The organism is Pseudosulfitobacter pseudonitzschiae (genome assembly GCF_900129395.1).
In the GTDB taxonomy this organism is placed as follows: domain Bacteria; phylum Pseudomonadota; class Alphaproteobacteria; order Rhodobacterales; family Rhodobacteraceae; genus Pseudosulfitobacter; species Pseudosulfitobacter pseudonitzschiae.
Genome location: NZ_FQVP01000020.1, coordinates 1 through 18293, shown reverse-complemented (window position 1 = coordinate 18293; position 18293 = coordinate 1). Strand labels below are relative to the sequence as shown.

Sequence of the window (18293 nt, the reverse complement as noted above, 5' to 3'; positions counted from 1 at the left end):
CTCGCGTATTGCGTCATCATCACCGCGACCGTGTTCTGCTTGCGCGCGGTCACCAGCCAGTTTGACAGCCGCTCGGCGAAATACGCGTTGTCGAGCGCCTTCCAGGCCTCGTCGATCACGATGATGGTGGGGCGGCGGTCCTCGATCTCGCGTTCGACCCGGCGGAAAAGATAGGAGAGAACCGCCATCCGTTCCTTGTCGGCCTCGCTGTCGAGGATGCCGGTGAGATCGAAGCCCACGACATCGCCCTTGAGCGAGAACGTGTCCTCGAGGCTCTGGCCGAAGATCCAGCCATAGCGGCCGTCCTCGGTCCATTCGAGCAGGCGCTGGTGCAGATCGCCGCCATCATCGGTGGACACAAAAAGCGATGCGAAATCCCGCCAGTTCCGCAGGGCGGGGTTGGTCGCTTGCGCATTCTGGCGCACGACTTCCTGGATGCGGTTGGTCTGCGCCGGGGTCAGGGGCTTGTCGGCGCGGTAGAGCAGTGTGGCGAGCCAATCCGAAAGCCATGCGGTACCCCGCGCGTCAGTCTCGGTCCAGAGCGGATTGAGGCCCGTGGGCTGACCGGCGTTCAGGGACGCGTAGCGCCCGCCATTGGCGCGGACCGCCATCTCCATACCAAGACGGTAATCGAAGACGAAGATCCGCGCCCCTGCGCGACGGGCTTGCGTCATCAGGAAGGCCGACAGCACCGATTTGCCTGACCCGGGCCGCCCCATGATCAGGGTATGCCCGCTGGTCGGTTCTTTGTCGGGCGATCCCTGCTCGTGATAGGAAAACCGGTAGGCGCTCTGCTCCGGCGTGGGCAAATATGTGACGACCCGGCCCCATGGGGTTTTCGCGGCGGGTTTGCCGAGCTGCGTTCGGTGGAATGCCGCGAAATCCGCAAAGTTGCGATTGGTGACGGCACTGGCGCGGACGCGCTTGGGCTGGTTGCCGGGATGCTGGCTGAGGTAATGCGCCTTGGCCGCGACCCGCTCGCCGATCATCTTCACGCCTTCGGTCGCGGCGGCGTTCACGATCTCGGCGCTGAGGGTTTGCAGTTCTTCGAGCGTGTCGCAAAAGAGCGTCACGACCATGTGGTGCTCGCCGAAGTTCTGGCGCTTGGCTTCGAGATCGTCGGCGGCGATATCGAGGGCTTCCAGGAGCGAGAGGGCTGCGTCCTGGCTCGCCTGCATCTGCCGCTTTTGCCGCTTGATGCGGCCCGCCATGAGGTTCGAATTGATCGGCGTGAAGGAGTGCGTCACGATCATGTCGACCGGCAGGTTCAGCATGTCGAACATGGTGCAGGAGGTGCCTTCCGAGTATTCTCCGATGGTGAAGCTCTTGCCGTAGCGGTGGCCCACGACGCCCTCGGAAAGCTCGAAATGGTCGCCGTGAAACGTCACGCGGGTATTGGCGACGTTGAAGGACAGAAAGCCGTAGGTGTTGGCCGGGTAGAGCGGCAGCTCGGTGCCCGTGTTGAGCGCGCCCAAAAATCCCACCAACTCTCCCGATCCGGCTGACAGCAGGCGCGGCTTGAGCTCGGTAAGCCCCGAGAGGAAGACATTCACGGCCTCGCCGAGGCGCTGCAGGCGTTTGCGGGTCTCCTCTCTCAGCCGGTCCGGCGCGCTGCGGCTGAGGAACGGCAGGAGGCTTTTCGGGGGCGGGCGGTGAAGGACGGTGAGCGTCAGTGTTTTGTCGCGGAGCCCGCTGGTCTCGAGTTTTGCGCGCCAGCGCCGGTCCACCTCGCCCGCGAAGCTGTCTTCGCGGATGGGGTCGAGATCAGGTTTGATGGCCTTGGAGACCTTGTGGACGTAATAGCTGAATTCCGGCCCAAGCTGTGCGACGATGCGGGCAAAAAGCGCTGTCACCTTGTCGAGATAGGCATCGTCCGTCGTGTAGCTGTTGATCCCCTCGAGCCGGATGCAGCGGAAGAGTTCGTTCACCCGGGTCCGCACGGTCTGGTCGTCGACGAGGCTCACATAGGGCAGCATATGCGCAAGCCGGGTCTCGCGCGCGTACCAGTCTGGCGTCATTGTGCGGGCATCGAGCGCAGCATCACGGGCGTCATCACGGGGCATAGCTGTCCCCGCCATGGATGGACCTGTTGCGCGTGGGCGGTGTCTCCTGCAGGGCTGTCATCATCACGTCGATGAAACGCGGGTCCCAATCCGCGGCCTTCCAAAGCACGGGGTAGAGCAGGGCGGCGACACCCAGCACTGCGATGTGCTGGACCCAGACGAACAAGAGCACCGATCCGAAGAGCCAGACCATCGCGTACATGATGGGCAGGCCCAGAAGCTTGGGCGGGCGCACGAGGCCGAGGAAGAGAGGCGCGCGCTCAGCCACCGGCAAAGACCGCGGCAACGATGGTGGGGGCGGCGGCAACACCAGCGATGCCCACGAGGACCCAGAGCGCCTGTCGCAGATCAATGATGTTGAAAAACCAGCTGAGAAAGACCCCGAGGACCGCGAGTGTGGCTATGACCACACCAAGAGGTCCCGTCAGCGCATCGACAATGCCCTGCAACAAGCTCTGGATCGGGGAGAGGTCGATGCTCTGGGCGAGGGCGGGCTCGGCAATGAACAGGAATAGCGCCAGCGAGGCGACAAAGAGGTTTGAAATCCAACTTGTTTGGAAAAAGCGGTATCGCCAATGCACTGCCGCGCTGCGCGCTCTCGTGACATTGCCGATAAATTTTTTGAGGAATGATTTCCAAAAAGGTTGGGACATCATGAATTTGATCCTTCCAATCGGGCCACGACAGCCATGACACGGGCGACGTGGTTCTGGGTTTCTCTGTAAGGGGGAATGCCACCGTGTTGGCGCACGGCGTCCGGCCCCGCGTTGTAGGCCGCCAGCGCCAGATGCGGATCGCCGAAGCGCTCCAGCATCATCGCGAGGTAACGGGCGGAACCGTCGAGGTTCTGGAGCGGGTCACGCGGATCGACGTCGAGATCGCGCGCGGTTGCTGGCATCAATTGGCCCAGACCAATGGCGCCCGCGCTCGAGATGGCATCCTGCCTGTAGGCGCTCTCCACTTCGATATTGGCGCGGTAAAGGGTGAACCAATCCGTGACGGACAGTCCCGCGCGGCGCAAACCGGGATGGCTGGCATAGCGCAGGGCCGTTGCCTCGATGCCCGAGAGAACGTCTGCGCGGGGCAGGGGTGCTGGCTGGGCGAACGCTGCAAACCTCAGCGCGTCAGGTTTGGGCGCTGCTTCAGTCTCGCCAAAAATGGCCAAACCATCGGACGCCGATCCCTGACCAACGCCGTCATTGTAGTTCCGGGCAAAACCGCTCTGAGACCGGGATGGGGTCAGAGAGCCGTCGCTCTCCATGACCAGGACCATTTGCGCTGAGGCAGGTGCTGCGACCAGCCAGAGACAGACGAGGTTAGTTGTCAGCGCCCTTGTCTGATGGGGCTTTGTCTGACGGCGCAAGTTTGTGCGTACGGCTTGTCCCCGCCTCAAGCGGCAGGTCGACATGCGCAAAGCCAAGGCCAATGAAGAAAGACACCACGCCGGAGACCGTCTTGAACTCGCGGATCTTGATATCGTTGTAGGTCGTCCGCGTGCGGGCGGTGACGAGGAGCTTTTCCACGCCATCATCAGAGACAACGCGCATGATCCAGACCCCGTAATAGCTGGGGCCTTTCTTATGTGCCGACTCCTGGCACAGGATTTCTGCGCTATAGCCGCTTTCCACGAGCTCGCGGAACCTGGCTTCCGTAACCACATTTGGTGCTTCGATGTCCCAGTTCATGGCCCGGCTCACGCTTTCTCCAATCGCGCGACCCCAGGCATTCCCACTTGAAGCCCAGAGTTACGATAGTATACTATCAACCGCAAGATGTAATATCGTGCTTTAGCTGTAGTTTGGTTACGCAAACACTAGTCACGGCCAGTGTCTGCGATCAAGGAGATAACAGGTTTGAGAAACCCAAGGTTGACATGCCTGCTCCCATTGCAAGCTATAGTCCTTCTGATCTGCGTTCCCGAGCCGGTTTTCGCGGAATCCTGCTTCGCCCCGGCCCGTCCTTTCCTACCAAGCGATTCGCAGGCAGCGCGGGACTATGCGGACATCATCCGTGGTGATTTCGAAGACTATATCTCAAACATCCAGGACTACTTTCGCTGTCTCGATAACGAGCGCGCGCGGGCTTTTAAAGAAGCGCGGGAAGTCAGTGAAGACTACGGTCGGTTCTTGCAGCTGGTGGGGGATTGATGAGCCATCAGGGATGCATCAGATTTGCACCCCATGGAAACAAGACGCCGATAACACCCTCATATATCTACTTTTTAGATAACAGATTTCATCCGCTAGCGACGTCACAAAAGGTATGTGACGCGTGGCAAAGACAATCAGAAGCACGGGACAGGTGGCACTTTGTCAGGCATTGGTCGACGCCCGCATCAAGGCGGGCCTCGGTCAGGAGGACTTGGCGGTCAAGCTCAAGTGCCATCAATCACTTGTGGCGCGCATTGAAAGCGGCCAGCGCCGGGTCGACGTTGTCGAGTTGGTCGTCTTGGCGCGCGCCATTGGCTTTGACCCGTTTGAGCTACTGGCGATCGTCGAAGCCGCCACGGAGCCCGACCACAGGATTTGAAGCCAATGAATTGTTGAAAAAACAGGAACCCATTTCCCCGGTCTGATGATCATTTCCTCATCGAGGACCAGTTAGCCAAAATCAACGAAGTCCGGCGCGCGGTCGTAGTGAACGCTCTGCAACCCCACGCCGCATTTCGCAGGGCCTCAGTGCAGGAAGTCAGTAGACAGTGAACGAAGATAAGGTCGAAGGCGTCGCGATTGCGAATTTGATCGGGGCAGATGAGCGTAGTGTTGTCGGTTGGGTATATCGTTGGAATACGGGCGCGTTGGCGGTGATGTGGGATGTCAACGGCCCGCAACGGGTTGGACAATGTCAGCCTGATTTGAAGGACGCGGAGAAGCGCGAAATCGACTTCGATGCACTCACGCGGATGCGAAGTGGCGACGGCGGTTGAGGAGTGCGAACCTGCGGTATTTGCCGAAACGCCAAACAGCATGTGGACCGCGACGCGTACGCGGTGCGGCCGTAGACGTCAAAGAAGCCGTCTTCCGAGACAAATCTACGTGGCGGCAGGTCAGTAGTTCACTTGCTCGAACCCGTAGTTACCCTCATAGTCACGCCAATCGACGAAGACGGATCGGTGATAAATGCCAGGGCAATGCTCGCCCCAGCGTTCAAGGCCTACGTGAGCCGAAGGAAGGGCAGTGACGGAAGACCTCTGCCAAGTGAAATCGCCTTGGGTCCCGTAAGTGCCGAGGACCACGGTCGCGCTTCGGTTACAGTCCCCATCGCGCCCGGACTCGTGCTGTCGCGCATACCGTACATCAAAGACGCGAATGGATCGGACAAAATTGAACTCCGGACCGCTGATATCGATGTCCGCCCGATCCTGGACGAGGCGAAGCACGAAGTCTGCTGGAATGCCGCCCGTTCCGGTTTCTGGAGAGCGCCAAACGGCATTTGTTGATTTTGTTTGGACGGCAACATCATCGCCTGGAAACGATTGGCGGGGCGAATAGTCCTTGGCGTGAAACAAGGCTTCGAAGATTCGGTATACATTGCTCGGATGTCGTTTGGGCTCATAAGATGCGCCCATGGGACAGCGCCAGATTTGCAGTGGTGGTTCCACAGGCCAAGGCGTGATGCGACGGATAAACTCGGCACGGGCACGGCTGCAGGGCACGGAAGCGGGCCAACCGCCGGACAGGCAGAGAAGGATTGCGCAGTCGATTGGATAGGTTTGTGCTTTTGTGGTGCTCGGCAGCACACCGGTTGCCAAAGCGGTTACAGCGGTTAGGCATAGAGACAGTCGTCTAAGTTGAAAGCGCATGGTAGGGGACCCTTTGTCGGGAACCACCTTACCTTCAATAATATACTATTGCAACTGTGAGTTCCATTCCGATTGCATCGGTTTACGGGGGCAGGGTATCTCATCATCGCTGCAGTTTCATTAGTTCATCTCTGAAGGCTTCAGCCGGTGTCCTGTAGCCCAGACATTTGCGCGGCGTCGCGTTCAGGCGCGCGCAAATCGACCCTATATATCGATTTGGGAGCGACAGCAGAGCGGTATCCCGCGGCAGGTACCGGCGCACCCGCTTGTTCATGTTCTCGACGGAGCCTTTTTGCCATGGGGCCTGCGGATCGCAGAACCACGATTTGGTGCCCATGCCAGTCTTCAAGTCTCGCCAGGACGTAAACTCAAAACCGCGATCAAAGGTGATACTGCGGCGAGCATCGGCGGGCAGGGGCGACATCTCGTCGATCAACCGGTTCATAAGCGGCTTTGACTTGCGATCATTGTTGCGCAGCAGGACAGTATAGCGGGTCTTGCGCTCGACTAGCGTAGCTACGTTGGCGTTGCCTTGCGCGCGCTCAAAGATCATTAAATCGCCCTCCCAGTTGCCGAATTGGCTGCGGTCATTGATCTCCTCTGGGCGGTTGTGGATGCTTGTTTCCAAGGGGAAAACCTCACCACGCGCCTTGCGAGCATAGCGGGGTTTACGCTTCTTTTGACGCGCTGGCAGATAACGGCCAAGCTCTTGAGACTGGCCGCTCTTTGAATACACATACTGATAGATCGTCTCGTGGCAGATCTGATGCGGCGCGCGCGGTTCGAGCTTGAGCCGACCTGCGATTTGTTCCGGTGACCAACCGTCTTTTAGTTTGCCAATCACTTCATTGCGTAAATCCTCATGTTGCTCCAATTTGCAGCGCTTGAGATGGCGCCGATCCGCGAGCGTCTGCGCAGTCATATGCCAGTACCCGTCAGCCAGCGGAACTTCCGTGTCATGCCACCAGTTGCGCTTGATCTCACGGTGGATGGTCGAACGATCTCGGCCAAGCGTTTCAGCGATCTTCGTCTTCGTGGCTTTCGCCTGAAGCATCGTCGCTAAGATTCTGCGTTCATCAATGTTCAATTTGCGGTAGGGTCGTCTCATCACATCCTCCTGATCTGCATCAGAAATTTATCGAGTGATGCAATCCAAAATGGAATGTGCCACGCAAAGTGTATTACGCGCATAATATGGGTTATGTTAAATTCCAAATCTCATTGTTCTTGGTAACCCGCGCTTCCGCGAGGAGCTTTTCCAGGTGTGCCGCGGCATTGCGTTCGGCAGCCATTGCGATATGCGGGTCGGATTTCTTGTAAACCGATACTGCAATATTCTTGATCGTATCGGGTTTTTTCGACAGATGCGCGAGAATCTCTGCTTCGCGGCGCATCCGGTTGTCGAGCAATCGCTGGATGTAGGGTTGCGGGTCGTGAAGCACGGGGCCGTGACCGGGCAAGCAGACCCTGTCATTACGGTCGATCAATCGTTGAAGCTGGGCGCAGTAATCGCGCATGTTGCCGTCAGGCGGGCTTACGATCGAGCTGTTCCAACCCATCATGTGATCACCAGAAAACAGAACCCCGTCCGGTCGTGCGAAGCACAGATGATCGCTTGCATGACCGGGCGTGTGCAGAACAGTGAGCCCGGCGATCACATCACCGTCGTCAAGGTATCCGTCAGGTTCGAAGGCGTCGTCCGGAAACACCCGTGAGACGTGAACAGGCAGACCTGTCCTTTCGCGCAGTGCCGGTGCGGCGCCGAAATGATCGGAATGGTGATGTGTGACGAGAATTCCGGTGGCACCTTCTCCCAGAGTTTCGACGATGGCTTCGAAATGGTCGTGGTCTTCTACCGGTCCGGGGTCGATCACGAACCGGCCGTCAGAGCTGTCGATGATATAGGTGTTCGTCCCGTAATAGGTCATCTTTCCCGGATTGTCGGCAACGATCCTCTGAATGCCCTCGGCCACCTCGACAGCCTGAGCGCGACACGGTTCGGGTTCCGTGAAAAACATGCTGCTTTTCGTCATTGATATCACCATCTTCCATGCTTGCGCAGATTATCCTTGTGTTCGCCAAATGGTCGGCGTCTCGGGCTGACGGTTCACATGCGTTTCGCAACCTCTTCGAGCATCACCTCGCTGGCACCGCCGCCGATGGCCTGAACGCGGGCATCGCGTGACATCCGCTCGACTGGTGTTTCGCGCATGTAGCCCATGCCGCCGTGGAATTGCACACAGTCGTAGAGCACTGAGTTTACCAACTCGCCGCAGTACGCCTTGACCATCGAGACCTCTTTCACGCAATCGCGGCCTGCCGCATCCTGCCTGGCTGCATGATAGACAAGCTGGCGACCTGCCTCGATCCGGGTCTGACAGTCGGCCAGCCGCTGGCGGATGGCTTGCTTGTCCCAAAGCACGCCGCCAAAGGCCTTACGTTGCTTGACGTAGTCCACGGTCATGTCCAGTGCGGTCTGTGCCTCGGCGCAGGCCATGGCGCCCAGAACGATGCGTTCGTTCTGAAAGTTCTTCATCACCGAATAGAAGCCTTTGTTGACCTCGCCGAGAATATTCTCCGCCGGGACGCGAACATCCTCGAAAATCAGCTCGGCGGTGTCCGAACACAGCCAGCCGGTCTTGTTCAGCGCCCGTCCGACCGAGAAACCGGGCGTGCCCTTTTCGATCGCGAACATGGTGATTCCGCGCGACCCCTTGGCATCTGGATCGGTCTTGGCACCGACGAAATAGATGTCGCCATGCACGCCGTTGGTGATGAACATCTTGGTGCCGTTCAGCACCCAGTCCGACCCGTCCTGCACCGCGCGGCTGCGCATGCCCGCCACGTCCGATCCGGCACCCGGTTCGGTCACTGCCACGGCGGCGATTTTTTCGCCTGCGGTAATCGACGGCATCCAGCGGGCTTTTTGCTCCGGGGTGCCGGCGTTTTCAAGATGCGGCGAGGCCATATCTGTATGGACCAGCACCGTGGCCGCGAAACCGCCGAATGTGGAGCGTCCGACCTCTTCGGCCAGGACCACGCTGGACATCACATCCAGCCCGGCGCCACCGTATTTTTCGTCATAGCGCATGCCCAGAACGCCAAGATCACCCATTCGGCGCAGCACGTCGCGCGGCACCATGCCCTCCTCTTCCCAGGCGTCGGCCTTGGCCGTCACTTCGGTCTGGATGAACCGACGCAGCTGATCGCGGATCATGTCGAGGTCTTCGTTGAACGGGCCGCCGGTTGTGGTGATGGTTTCCTGTTTGGTCATGTTTGTTCCTCCGGGTCGAGTTTGACGAGTGGGGCGTGTCCGGCGACTGTATCGCCCGGCGCACAATAGATTTCCGTTACCACGCCCGCGACCGGCGCGGGCAGGCTTTGCAGCAGTTTCATGGCTTCCAGCACCACCAGCGTATCCCCAGCGGCGACAGTATCGCCGGGAGCGACGCGCACCTCGGCAACGGCGCCCGGCATCGGGGCTGTCAGCAGGTCAGCGCCGCTTGCGCCGACGCTGGCGCGGGCGAGGTGCCGATCTTCCAGTGTGCGCAGGTCTGTCAGGGTCATCCCCGCAGGAGTCTGCAGATGCACCCGCCAATGATCGCCGGCGCGTTCGACATGGGCAATGCGCGTGAACGGAACACCGTCGACGCGCCCGCTCAGGCGGTCGGCGGTCATGGCGGCGGTTTTGGTTGTGAGGCTCTGGCCGTCCGGCAGAACAGCGACAAGGGTTTCCGGGGTGCCCGATATGCGGATCGGATCATCCAGCGATGTGGTCCAATAGGACGCTGCACCGGGCCGTCCCCCCGGTGCCGTGAGCCGCCACGCTCCGAGGCTTTCCCAGGGCGACGTGCCCGCCGGGGCGAGATGCAGATGGAGCGCCATGACGGCGAGGCCGGAGTCGCGGGTGTCGGGCGTGGGTTGCGTCCAGCCATCCGGGAACATCTCGGGCAGTCCCGAGGTGTGATGGCGAAGCGCCTGAAAATCCGCGTGTGTCAGCAGGGCGCGTTGATACGACAGGTTCAGCCCCACACCGCCAACGGCGAAGGTATCAATCGCGGCGACAGCCCTGCGGATCGCCCCGGCGCGGTCGGGCGCGTGGACGATCAGCTTGGCCACCATGGAATCGTAATGGTGACCGACGACCGAGCCCGCCGCGACTCCGCTGTCCAGCCGTACGCCTGCGGGCGGTGCCCAAAGAGTGATCCGGCCGGTTTCGGGGCGGAAATTTTCGGCCGGGTTCTCGGCGGCGATGCGCACCTCGATGGCGTGGCCGTCGAACCGCACATCGGTCTGCGCCAGCGTCAATGGCTCGCCCCGCGCGATGCGCAACTGCCATTCGACCAGGTCGATGCCGGTGATCGCCTCGGTCACAGGATGTTCGACCTGCAGGCGGGTGTTCATCTCAAGAAAGTAGTATTCGCCGCGCGACGGGTCATAAAGGTATTCCACCGTTCCCGCCGAGCGATAGTCGATGGATTGCGCCAGCCGGACCGCCGCCGCGCGCATGTCATCGCGCAGATCTTCGGGCAGATCGGCGGCGGGGGCCTCCTCGATCAGTTTTTGGTGGTTGCGTTGCAGCGAACAGTCGCGGTCCCCCAGATGCAGCAGGGTGCGGTGGCTGTCGCCCAGCACCTGCACCTCGACATGGCGGGCACGGGGCGCGTAGCGTTCGAGGAAAACCGCTGCATCGCCAAACGCGCCTTTCGCCTCGGACCGGGCGGAGGCAATGGCCTCCGGCGCGTCGGCCAGATCGGTGACAAGTCGCATGCCGCGCCCGCCTCCCCCCGCACTCGCCTTGACCAGAAGCGGCGTGCCAAGCGCCCGCGCTTCTTCCAGCAACCGCGCGTCGGATTGGTCGGTGCCGCGGTAACCGGGCAGGACAGGCACACCCGCGGCCTCTGCGGCGGCCTTGGCCTCGATCTTTGATCCCATCATGGCAATCGCGCCCGGTTCCGGCCCGATAAACACAAGGCCTGCCGCCTCGACCGCAGCGGCGAAACCGGCGTTCTCGGACAAAAAGCCATAGCCGGGATGCACCGCGCCCGCGCCGGTCACGCGGGCGGCGTCAAGAATGGCATCGACGTTCAGATAGCTTTCCGAAGGTGCCGCCCCGCCGATGCAGACGGCGTGATCGGCTTCGATTACAAAGGGTGCATCGCGGTCGGCCTCGGAAAAGACCGCCACCGTTTCCAGCCCCAGCTTGCGGCACCCGCGCTGGATGCGCCGGGCGATTTCGCCCCGGTTGGCGATCAGGACGCGGGAAAAGCTCATTTCACCCGCCAGGAAGGAGTGCTTTTGTCGAGGAAACTGTTGATGCCTTCGATGCCTTCCTCGGTCTCCCAGGCGTCGGCCAGACGGTCGGCGGTATAGATCATGTTGGTTTCCAGATCATGCGCCGCGACATAGGCGATCAGTGCCTTGGTGTCAGCCACCGCACCCGGCGCGGCCTGCAGGTGATTATTCACGACGCGCTCGATGGCCGCATCCAATTCACCGGCGGCGACAACCTCGGTCAACAGTCCGATCCGTTCGGCGCGCGTGCTGTCGAACAGCGCCCCCGACAGCATGGTTTCGCGCGAATGCACCTTGCCGATGCGGGCCACGACATAGGGCGAGATATTGGCGGGCAACAAGCCCAGTTTCACCTCTGTCAGGCCAAAGCGCGCGTCGTTCGCCCCGATCGTATAGTCGCAGACCGAAATCATGCCGACGCCGCCGCCATAGGCCGGGCCGTTGATCCGACCGATCAGGGGTTTGGGCAGGGTATCGAGGCGGCGTAGTAAATACGCAAGCGTCGCGCTTTGGTTGACCCGCTCTGCGCGGGACTTCTCAATGTTGGAAGAGAACCAGTTGAAATCCCCACCGGCGCAAAAACTCTTGCCGGTTCCGGTCAGGATCACGATACGCACCTTGTCATCGGCGGCCAGTTTCTCTGCGGCATCCGCAAGCTCGGCGATCAACGTTCCGTTCAGGGCATTGTGTTTGTCAGGCCGGTTGAGTGTTACCGTGGCGACACCGCGTTCGTCGGTTTCAAGCAGGATGGTTTCGTAGGTCGTTGTCATGGTGTGGGCCTCACATTCTGAATACGGGCGTGTGGCGCCCTGCTTCGGGTACCGAAGAGACGATGGCCAGACACAGGCCAAGGATATCGCGGGTCTGACCCGGTTCGATCAGCCCGTCATCCCACAACCGCGATGTGGCGTAATAGGGATCGGACTGTTCACCGTACTGAGCGCGCACCTGCGCCTCGATCTGGTCCATATCGGCCTGCATCTTGTCTGGATCGCCCCCCTTCTGGCGGCGCAGTTCCAGCATTACGTTGGTGGCGATGTCGGCGGACATGGTGGCCAGTTCCGCCGTCGGCCACGCAAAGAGGAAGTTCGGCGCAAAGCCGCGCCCGCACATGCCGTAATTACCCGCCCCGTAAGAGCCGCCCAGAAGGACCGACAGGCGCGGCACCTTGGCGACTGACATCGCATAGACCAGCTTTGCGCTGTCCTTGGCGATGCCGCCGCGCTCGGCCTCGGTCCCGACCATGAAGCCGGAAATATTGTGCAGGAAGAGAAGCGGGATATTCCGTTGGTCACACATTGACACGAATTGTGCGCCCTTGAGTGCGCTGTCGGACAATAGCGCGCCGTTGTTGGCCAGGATACCTACGCGATAGCCGTGGATACGCGCCGTGCCGCAGACCAGCGTTTCGCCCCAGCCCGGTTTGAATTCGCGGAATTCGCCCGCGTCGATCATGCGCAGCAGAACCTCGCGCATGTCATAGGGTTCCTTGCGGTCGGCGCTGATGACACCGAGCAATTCGGACGGGTCATGCGCAGGCGCTTCGGGAGCTGCGTCAGGCTGCATCGGGCGCGACTGGCCAAGCTCGGCCACGATGTCGCGCATCAAGGCCAGCGCATGGTGTTCGTCTTCTGCCAGATGGTCAGAAACGCCAGAGACACGAGAATGCATCTCTGCTCCGCCCAGCGTTTCGCCATCGACCTCTTCGTTGATCGCCACCTTGACGATCGAAGGCCCGCCCAGATGGATGCGCGCGTTGCCGCGCACCATGATGACTTCGTCCGACAGCGCGGGGATATAGGCCCCCCCCGCCGTGCAGCCGCCGAACACGGCCGAGATCTGCGGCAAGCCGCTGGCCGACATATTTGTCTGGCGATAGAAGGAATTGCCGAAATGGCGGGCATCGGGAAAGACACGGTCCTGTTCAGGCAGATAGGCGCCGCCGCAATCCACCAGATACAGGCAGGGCAGCCGATTTTCCGCCGCGATTTCCTGGGCGCGGATGTGTTTCTGCACCGTCTCGTGATAGAAAGAGCCGCCCTTTACCGTGGCGTCGTTGGCGATCACCATACAAGGCAGCCCGTGGACCATACCGATGCCGGTGACGATACCGGAACCGGGAACCTCGCCGCCGTATTGGCCATAGGCCGCCAGCGACGACAGCTCCAGAAACGCGGTGCCCGGATCCACCAGCAGGTCGATCCGGTCGCGGACCAGAAGTTTGCCGCGCTTGCGGTGCCGGTCGACCATGTCGGGACGTCCACCCGACGTCGCCTCGGCAATACGGGTGCGCAGGGTTTCGACGCGTTCGTTTTGCGCCGCGTGGTTGCGCGTGTAGGTTTCGGATGCGGTCAGTACTGTTGTTTCGAGACGCGCCATGGATCGGATATCCTGTTACAGTTCGGGCAACCGTCATGCGGCTGCCCGGAATTTTCAGTCGCACGTCAGAACCCGAATGCGCGGCTATGGTGGCCGGTGCTAGATCACGAAGCCGCCGCCGCAGATGATGTGCTGGCCCGAGATGAAGTTCGATTCAGGCGCACAGAACAGATAGACCGCGCCCGCGGCCTCTTCCGGGGTGCCGACCCGGCCCAGAGGGATCATCCGTTCCATCTGGGACAGAAGATCGGGATTCACGCCGACCTTGATCTCTTTTTCCTCGACCTTGATCGTGCTGTCGCCGTCGGCGCTGCCCTCGGTCAGACGGGTGCGAATCGGGCCGAAAGCCACGGCATTCACGTTGACCTTGTAACGGCCCCATTCCTTGGCCATCGTCTTGGTGACCCCCAAAATGCCAGCCTTGGCGGCGGAATAGTTGATCTGACCCGCGTTGCCGCCGGTGCCCGCGATGGACGAGATATTCACCACCTTGCGGAACACTTCCTGTCCGGCGGCGGCTTCTTCCTTGGCCTTGGCGCTGATTATCGGCTGGGCGGCGCGCAGAATTCTGAACGGGGCTGTCATGTGAACGTCGATGATCGCCTGCCATTGTTCGTCGGTCATCTTCTGAACAACGCTGTCCCAGGTGTAGCCGGCGTTGTTCACGATTATGTCCAGACCGCCGAAGCTGTCGACGCCGGTCTTGATGAACCGTTCAGCAAAACCGTCCTCGGTCACGCTGCCGGCGCAGACCACCGCTTCGCCACCGGCGGCGCGGATGGCTTCGGCGGTTTCATTGGCCGGATCGGCATCCAGATCGTTGATTACCAGCCGCGCCCCTTCCGAGGCAAGCTTGAGCGCGATTTCACGTCCGATGCCCCGGCCCGAACCGGAAACCAGCGCCACGCGCCCGTCGAGTTTGTCAGTCATGTTCTATCCTTTCGAGTGGTGCTGTCAGACTTTTTCGTAAAGCGTGGTCACACAGGCCCCGCCGAGACCGAGGTTATGCTGAAGCGCCAATCGCGCACCATCGACCTGGCGCGCATCGGCCGTACCGCGAAGTTGCTGAACAAGTTCGGTGCATTGCGCAAGTCCAGTGGCACCCAGCGGATGACCCTTGGACAAAAGACCACCCGATGGGTTGGTTACGTATTTGCCGCCATAGGTGTTGTCGCCGTCATCGACGAATTTCGCGGCATCGCCACGTGCGCAAAGGCCGAGAGCCTCGTAGGTGATCAGCTCGTTATGAGCGAAACAATCGTGTAGTTCGACGACGTCTACATCGTCCGGCCCGATGCCGGCGGCCTCGTAGACTTGATCGGCGGCACGTTTGGCCATCGAAAAGCCTACAACCTCGCGCATGTCATGCGCACCGAAAGTTTCGGGACCGTCCGTTGTCATGGCCTGCGCCGATATCCGAACCGAGCTGTCGAGGCCGTGTTTGTCGGCGAATTCCTTGGAACAGACGATTGCCGCAGCGGCACCGCAGGTCGGTGGGCAGGCCATCAGCCTGGTCATGACACCCGGCCACATGACCGGGGCCGCCATTACCTCTTCGGGCGTCACTTCCTGCCGGAACAGCGCGACGGGGTTCTTGGCCGCGTGTCGGCTGGCCTTGGCCCGGATTTTCGCAAAGGTTTCCATGGTTGTGCCGAACTCGTCCATATGGGCCTTGCCCGCACCGCCGAAATACCGGAGCGCCAGTGGAATTTCCGAATTACCCACCAGATCGTCGGTTTCTTCGTCGAACGCCGTAAACGGGCTGATGCGATCGTGGAACATCGAACCGAGCGCGCCCGGCTGCATCTGTTCGAACCCAAGCGCCAGCGCGCAGTCGACCGCGCCGCTTTCGACGGCCTGACGGGCGAGGAACAGGGCCGAGGACCCGGTTGAGCAGTTGTTGTTCACGTTCACTACCGGAATGCCGGTCATCCCGACATGGTATAGAGCGCGTTGGCCGCTGGTGCTGTCGCCGTAGACATAGCCCACATAGGCCTGCTCTACCTTGTCATAATCCAGACCCGCGTCCGCCAACGCGGAACGGGTGGCCGTGGCGGCCATCACATCATAGCTTTCGGATTTTCCGGGTTTCTGGAACGGGACCATCCCGACGCCGCTGATATAGGCTTTGTTGGTCATCTCTGTCTCCTATACTGGAACCGGCCGTAGACGAATCAGAACCGGCCCATTTTCTATCACTTGTTAGATTTTTGCATCCAAGAGTGTCTGCCTGTCAACACTACCCTGCTGTGACGTGGGGTGCGCGTCGTCACCCCGAAGCCGTCAGAGCCGGAATATTCCGTAGTGCGGATCATCAATCGGGGCATTCAGCGAGGCGGAAATCGACATGCCAAGCGCATTGCGCGTATCTGCGGGGTCGAGAATACCGTCGTCCCACAATTCAGAGGTCGAGGTATAGGCTTCCACATCTTGGCGGAATTTCTCAAGGACGGGATCGCGGATCGCGGCGATTTCCTCTTCGGTCAACTCCTTGCCTTCGCGCTGAAGCTGGCGGATCTTGACGTCGGCCATGGTATTGGCGGCCTGATCCGCGCCCATCACGCCGATTTCGGCCTGCGGCCACATGAACAGCGTGCGCGCATCCCATGCCCGTCCGCACATGCCGTAATTTCCCGCTCCGTAAGAGGCATTGGCGATCACAGTGAATTTCGGCACGACCGATCCGCCCTGCGCCATCAGCATCTTCGCGCCGTCCTTGGCGATTCCGCGTTCTTCGTATTCGCGCCCCACCATGTAGCCTGTGATGTTCTGGAAAAAGACCAGAGGCGTGCGGTTCTGGTTGCACAGCTGCATGAAATGCGCCGCCTTGAGCGAACTGTCGTTGAACAGCACGCCATTATTGGCAAGGATTCCGACCTTGTAACCCCAGATATGGGCAAAGCCGCAGATCATAGTGGTGCCGTAATCGGGCTGATATTCGTGAAAGCGCGAGCCATCGACGATCCGGGCCAACACTTCGCGCATGTCGAACTGGGTCTTTCGGTCTTTGGGGATGATCCCATAAAGCTCTTTGGGGTCGTAATAGGGCTCTTCGAAAGTGGCGGTTTCGATGATCGTCTTTGGCGTGCGCTTCCATTGGCTGACAATCTCTCGCGCCAGTGAAAAGGCGTGTTGTTCGGTGGCCGCGCGGTAATCGCCGGTGCCCGAAACCGAGGTGTGCATGACCGCTCCGCCCAGTTCCTGAACGCCGACCTCTTCGCCGGTGGCCGCCTTGACCAGCGGCGGACCGCCAAGGAAAATGGCTCCGGTGCCTTCGATGATGATATTGTAATCGCTCAGCGTCGGCACATAGGCACCACCAGCTGTACAATGCCCGCCAACCACCGCGATCTGCGGGATATTGGCCTGGCTCAGCTTCACCTGATTGCGAAAGACGCGACCGCCCAGATAACGGTCGGGAAAGACGCCGTGCTGTAACGGCAGGAAGCCGCCGGCGCTGTCGCAAATGTGAATCACTGGCAGGCGGTTTTCCAGCGCGACATCCAGAAGCCGCACGATCTTTTTGACGGTATGGGGATACCATGCCCCGCCCTTGACGCTCGCATCGTTGGCATGAATGGCGACCTCGCGGCCCTGCACGATGCCGATGCCCGTCACAACGGCGGCGCCGGGCACCGCGCCGTCATATTCGCGGCAAGCCGCGAGGGTGGAAAACTCCAGAAACGGTGTGCCGGGGTCAAGCAACAGCTTCAGCCGCTCGCGCACGCCTAGCTTGTTCTGCCGTGCCAGCCGGTCGATGTCACGTTGCGGGCGCTCGAAACGCGTCGCGTGTTGGCGGGCGTGGAACTCTTTCAACCGCTCGGACATGGCCGCATGATTGGCCTTGAAATCCGGGGCGTTGGTGTCGATCTGGCTTTCGATCCGGCGCATGATTATTCCTCCTCGGGAGCCAGCTGGGCGAGTGTGGCCTTGAGCCCAAAACTATCACCAGCGGCAAATGGTATTTCAGCGATCACACCATCGCGCGGCGCGGTCAGGCTGGTTTCAAGTTTCATACTTTCGATGACCAGCAGCGGCTGACCTTCCTTGACCTGATCGCCGGCCTTGGCATTCACGGATACGACAACTCCCGGCATCGGCGCGACGATGCGGTCATCGACCGCGCCGCCATCATTTCCGGCCAGACGCTCGGCGGGATCGACGCGCCCGATGGCGAATGTCTGCCCGTTCAGATGCACGAATGTCGCGTCCGGCCCGACGGCGACCCGCATGTCGTAAGTGCGCCCGCGCACCCGCAGTGTATAGCCGCCGGGTGCCTCCGCCGCGTCCAATTGGCAGGGGATCGCGCCATCGGGGGTGTTCAGTATCATGCTTCTGCCGTCGTGCGACAGCCAGCATTCGGTCTCTTCGCCGTCGATCTGGTAAATCCGCCGCATCAGTTTCTCCACCCGCCCATTTTTCGGTGCATTTCAGGTATCTGCATCACATCGCTCACCAGCCGTTCGTCCGACAGGGCCGCCGCCGCCATCAACAGGTCGCTCACATCTTCGCCAGGTGCTGTCAGCGTATCGGCCTGTTCGGCCAGAAAGCCGGTCGAGACATCCCCTGATGCGAAATCCGGATGTGCAAGGATGGCATCCAGATAACCGGTGTTGGTTGTCACCCCAAGGATCACGTAGTTCTGGACCGCTTCACGCGCCCTGGCGATGGCCTCTGCCCTGTTGCGGCCGTGGACGATCAGTTTGGACAGCATGGGGTCGAAATCGGTGGTCACTTTGCCGCCGTCCAGAATG

The 18293-nt window shown here is 60.7% G+C and carries 19 protein-coding genes and 1 pseudogene; 3 read left to right on the top strand and 17 right to left on the bottom strand.

The annotated features are described in order from the left end of the window. The 5 genes from BUC08_RS23795 to BUC08_RS23775 form a co-directional block, all read right to left on the bottom strand. Nucleotides 1–2063 (bottom strand): VirB4 family type IV secretion/conjugal transfer ATPase (locus tag BUC08_RS23795; protein WP_073194624.1); only part of this gene is annotated, 2063 nt, incomplete at its 3' end. Next, nucleotides 2053–2331, bottom strand: a complete 279-nt coding sequence (locus BUC08_RS23790; RefSeq protein ID WP_012187324.1) for a VirB3 family type IV secretion system protein — start codon at nucleotides 2329–2331, stop codon at nucleotides 2053–2055. The genes BUC08_RS23795 and BUC08_RS23790, both read right to left, overlap by 11 nt. Then, nucleotides 2324–2608 carry a TrbC/VirB2 family protein gene (locus BUC08_RS23785; RefSeq protein WP_037931816.1) on the bottom strand — a complete coding sequence of 95 codons (285 nt, stop codon included), beginning with the start codon at nucleotides 2606–2608 and terminating at the stop codon, nucleotides 2324–2326. Before BUC08_RS23785 ends, BUC08_RS23790 begins: the two co-directional genes overlap by 8 nt. 107 nt (nucleotides 2609–2715) lie before the next feature. Then, the gene (locus BUC08_RS23780; RefSeq protein WP_037931772.1) at nucleotides 2716–3336 is read right to left on the bottom strand and encodes a lytic transglycosylase domain-containing protein; all 621 of its coding nucleotides are present in this window, start codon (nucleotides 3334–3336) and stop codon (nucleotides 2716–2718) included. Between the two features lie 43 nt (nucleotides 3337–3379). Beyond that, nucleotides 3380–3748: a hypothetical protein gene (locus tag BUC08_RS23775; RefSeq protein ID WP_037931775.1), complete on the bottom strand. Its 369-nt coding sequence runs from the start codon at nucleotides 3746–3748 to the stop codon at nucleotides 3380–3382. Nucleotides 3749–3958: 210 nt separating this feature from the next. On the opposite strand from BUC08_RS23775, the gene BUC08_RS25070 reads away from it, so the two are divergent. The 3 genes from BUC08_RS25070 to BUC08_RS23760 all read left to right on the top strand — a co-directional run bounded on the left by BUC08_RS25070 (nucleotide 3959) and on the right by BUC08_RS23760 (nucleotide 4989). Beyond that, complete coding sequence (locus BUC08_RS25070; RefSeq protein WP_397467015.1) at nucleotides 3959–4210, top strand: hypothetical protein; 252 nt, start codon at nucleotides 3959–3961, stop codon at nucleotides 4208–4210. Nucleotides 4211–4334: 124 nt separating this feature from the next. Continuing rightward, a complete protein-coding gene (locus tag BUC08_RS23765) occupies nucleotides 4335–4592 on the top strand; it encodes a helix-turn-helix domain-containing protein (RefSeq protein ID WP_037931778.1) in 258 nt (85 codons plus the stop codon). A gap of 169 nt (nucleotides 4593–4761) precedes the next feature. Next, nucleotides 4762–4989 (top strand): hypothetical protein, encoded by a 228-nt coding sequence (locus tag BUC08_RS23760; protein ID WP_024099346.1) that lies wholly within the window; start codon nucleotides 4762–4764, stop codon nucleotides 4987–4989. A 120-nt stretch (nucleotides 4990–5109) separates the two neighbouring features. Here BUC08_RS23760 and BUC08_RS23755 read toward each other — a convergent pair whose 3' ends face one another. The 12 genes and pseudogenes from BUC08_RS23755 to BUC08_RS23700 form a co-directional block, all read right to left on the bottom strand. Continuing rightward, entirely contained in the window at nucleotides 5110–5865 is a 756-nt protein-coding gene (locus BUC08_RS23755) for a hypothetical protein (protein WP_224769623.1), read from the bottom strand. Between the two features lie 103 nt (nucleotides 5866–5968). Then, nucleotides 5969–6973 carry an IS30 family transposase gene (locus tag BUC08_RS23750; protein WP_037931786.1) on the bottom strand — a complete coding sequence of 335 codons (1005 nt, stop codon included), beginning with the start codon at nucleotides 6971–6973 and terminating at the stop codon, nucleotides 5969–5971. Between the two features lie 91 nt (nucleotides 6974–7064). Then, nucleotides 7065–7838 carry an MBL fold metallo-hydrolase gene (locus BUC08_RS23745; RefSeq protein WP_231036444.1) on the bottom strand — a complete coding sequence of 258 codons (774 nt, stop codon included), beginning with the start codon at nucleotides 7836–7838 and terminating at the stop codon, nucleotides 7065–7067. A 134-nt stretch (nucleotides 7839–7972) separates the two neighbouring features. Then, the gene (locus tag BUC08_RS23740; RefSeq protein WP_037931789.1) at nucleotides 7973–9139 is read right to left on the bottom strand and encodes an acyl-CoA dehydrogenase family protein; all 1167 of its coding nucleotides are present in this window, start codon (nucleotides 9137–9139) and stop codon (nucleotides 7973–7975) included. Next, a complete protein-coding gene (locus BUC08_RS23735; RefSeq protein WP_037931792.1) occupies nucleotides 9136–11139 on the bottom strand; it encodes an acetyl/propionyl/methylcrotonyl-CoA carboxylase subunit alpha in 2004 nt (667 codons plus the stop codon). The genes BUC08_RS23740 and BUC08_RS23735 overlap by 4 nt, the downstream gene beginning before the upstream one ends. After that, nucleotides 11136–11930 carry a crotonase/enoyl-CoA hydratase family protein gene (locus BUC08_RS23730; protein ID WP_037931796.1) on the bottom strand — a complete coding sequence of 265 codons (795 nt, stop codon included), beginning with the start codon at nucleotides 11928–11930 and terminating at the stop codon, nucleotides 11136–11138. Before BUC08_RS23730 ends, BUC08_RS23735 begins: the two co-directional genes overlap by 4 nt. 10 nt (nucleotides 11931–11940) lie before the next feature. Continuing rightward, entirely contained in the window at nucleotides 11941–13539 is a 1599-nt protein-coding gene (locus BUC08_RS23725; RefSeq protein WP_037931799.1) for an acyl-CoA carboxylase subunit beta, read from the bottom strand. A gap of 99 nt (nucleotides 13540–13638) precedes the next feature. Then, complete coding sequence (locus BUC08_RS23720) at nucleotides 13639–14469, bottom strand: SDR family NAD(P)-dependent oxidoreductase (protein ID WP_037931802.1); 831 nt, start codon at nucleotides 14467–14469, stop codon at nucleotides 13639–13641. Nucleotides 14470–14493: 24 nt separating this feature from the next. Beyond that, on the bottom strand, nucleotides 14494–15678 hold the full coding sequence (locus BUC08_RS23715; protein ID WP_037931805.1) for a lipid-transfer protein: 1185 nt from the start codon (nucleotides 15676–15678) through the stop codon (nucleotides 14494–14496). A 144-nt stretch (nucleotides 15679–15822) separates the two neighbouring features. After that, entirely contained in the window at nucleotides 15823–17430 is a 1608-nt protein-coding gene (locus BUC08_RS23710) for an acyl-CoA carboxylase subunit beta (RefSeq protein ID WP_037931808.1), read from the bottom strand. A gap of 2 nt (nucleotides 17431–17432) precedes the next feature. Then, a complete protein-coding gene (locus BUC08_RS23705) occupies nucleotides 17433–17936 on the bottom strand; it encodes an acyl-CoA carboxylase biotin carboxyl carrier protein subunit (protein WP_224557918.1) in 504 nt (167 codons plus the stop codon). Next, nucleotides 17936–18293: pseudogene (locus tag BUC08_RS23700) on the bottom strand (biotin carboxylase); the annotation flags it as partial. The pseudogene BUC08_RS23700 and the gene BUC08_RS23705, both read right to left, overlap by 1 nt.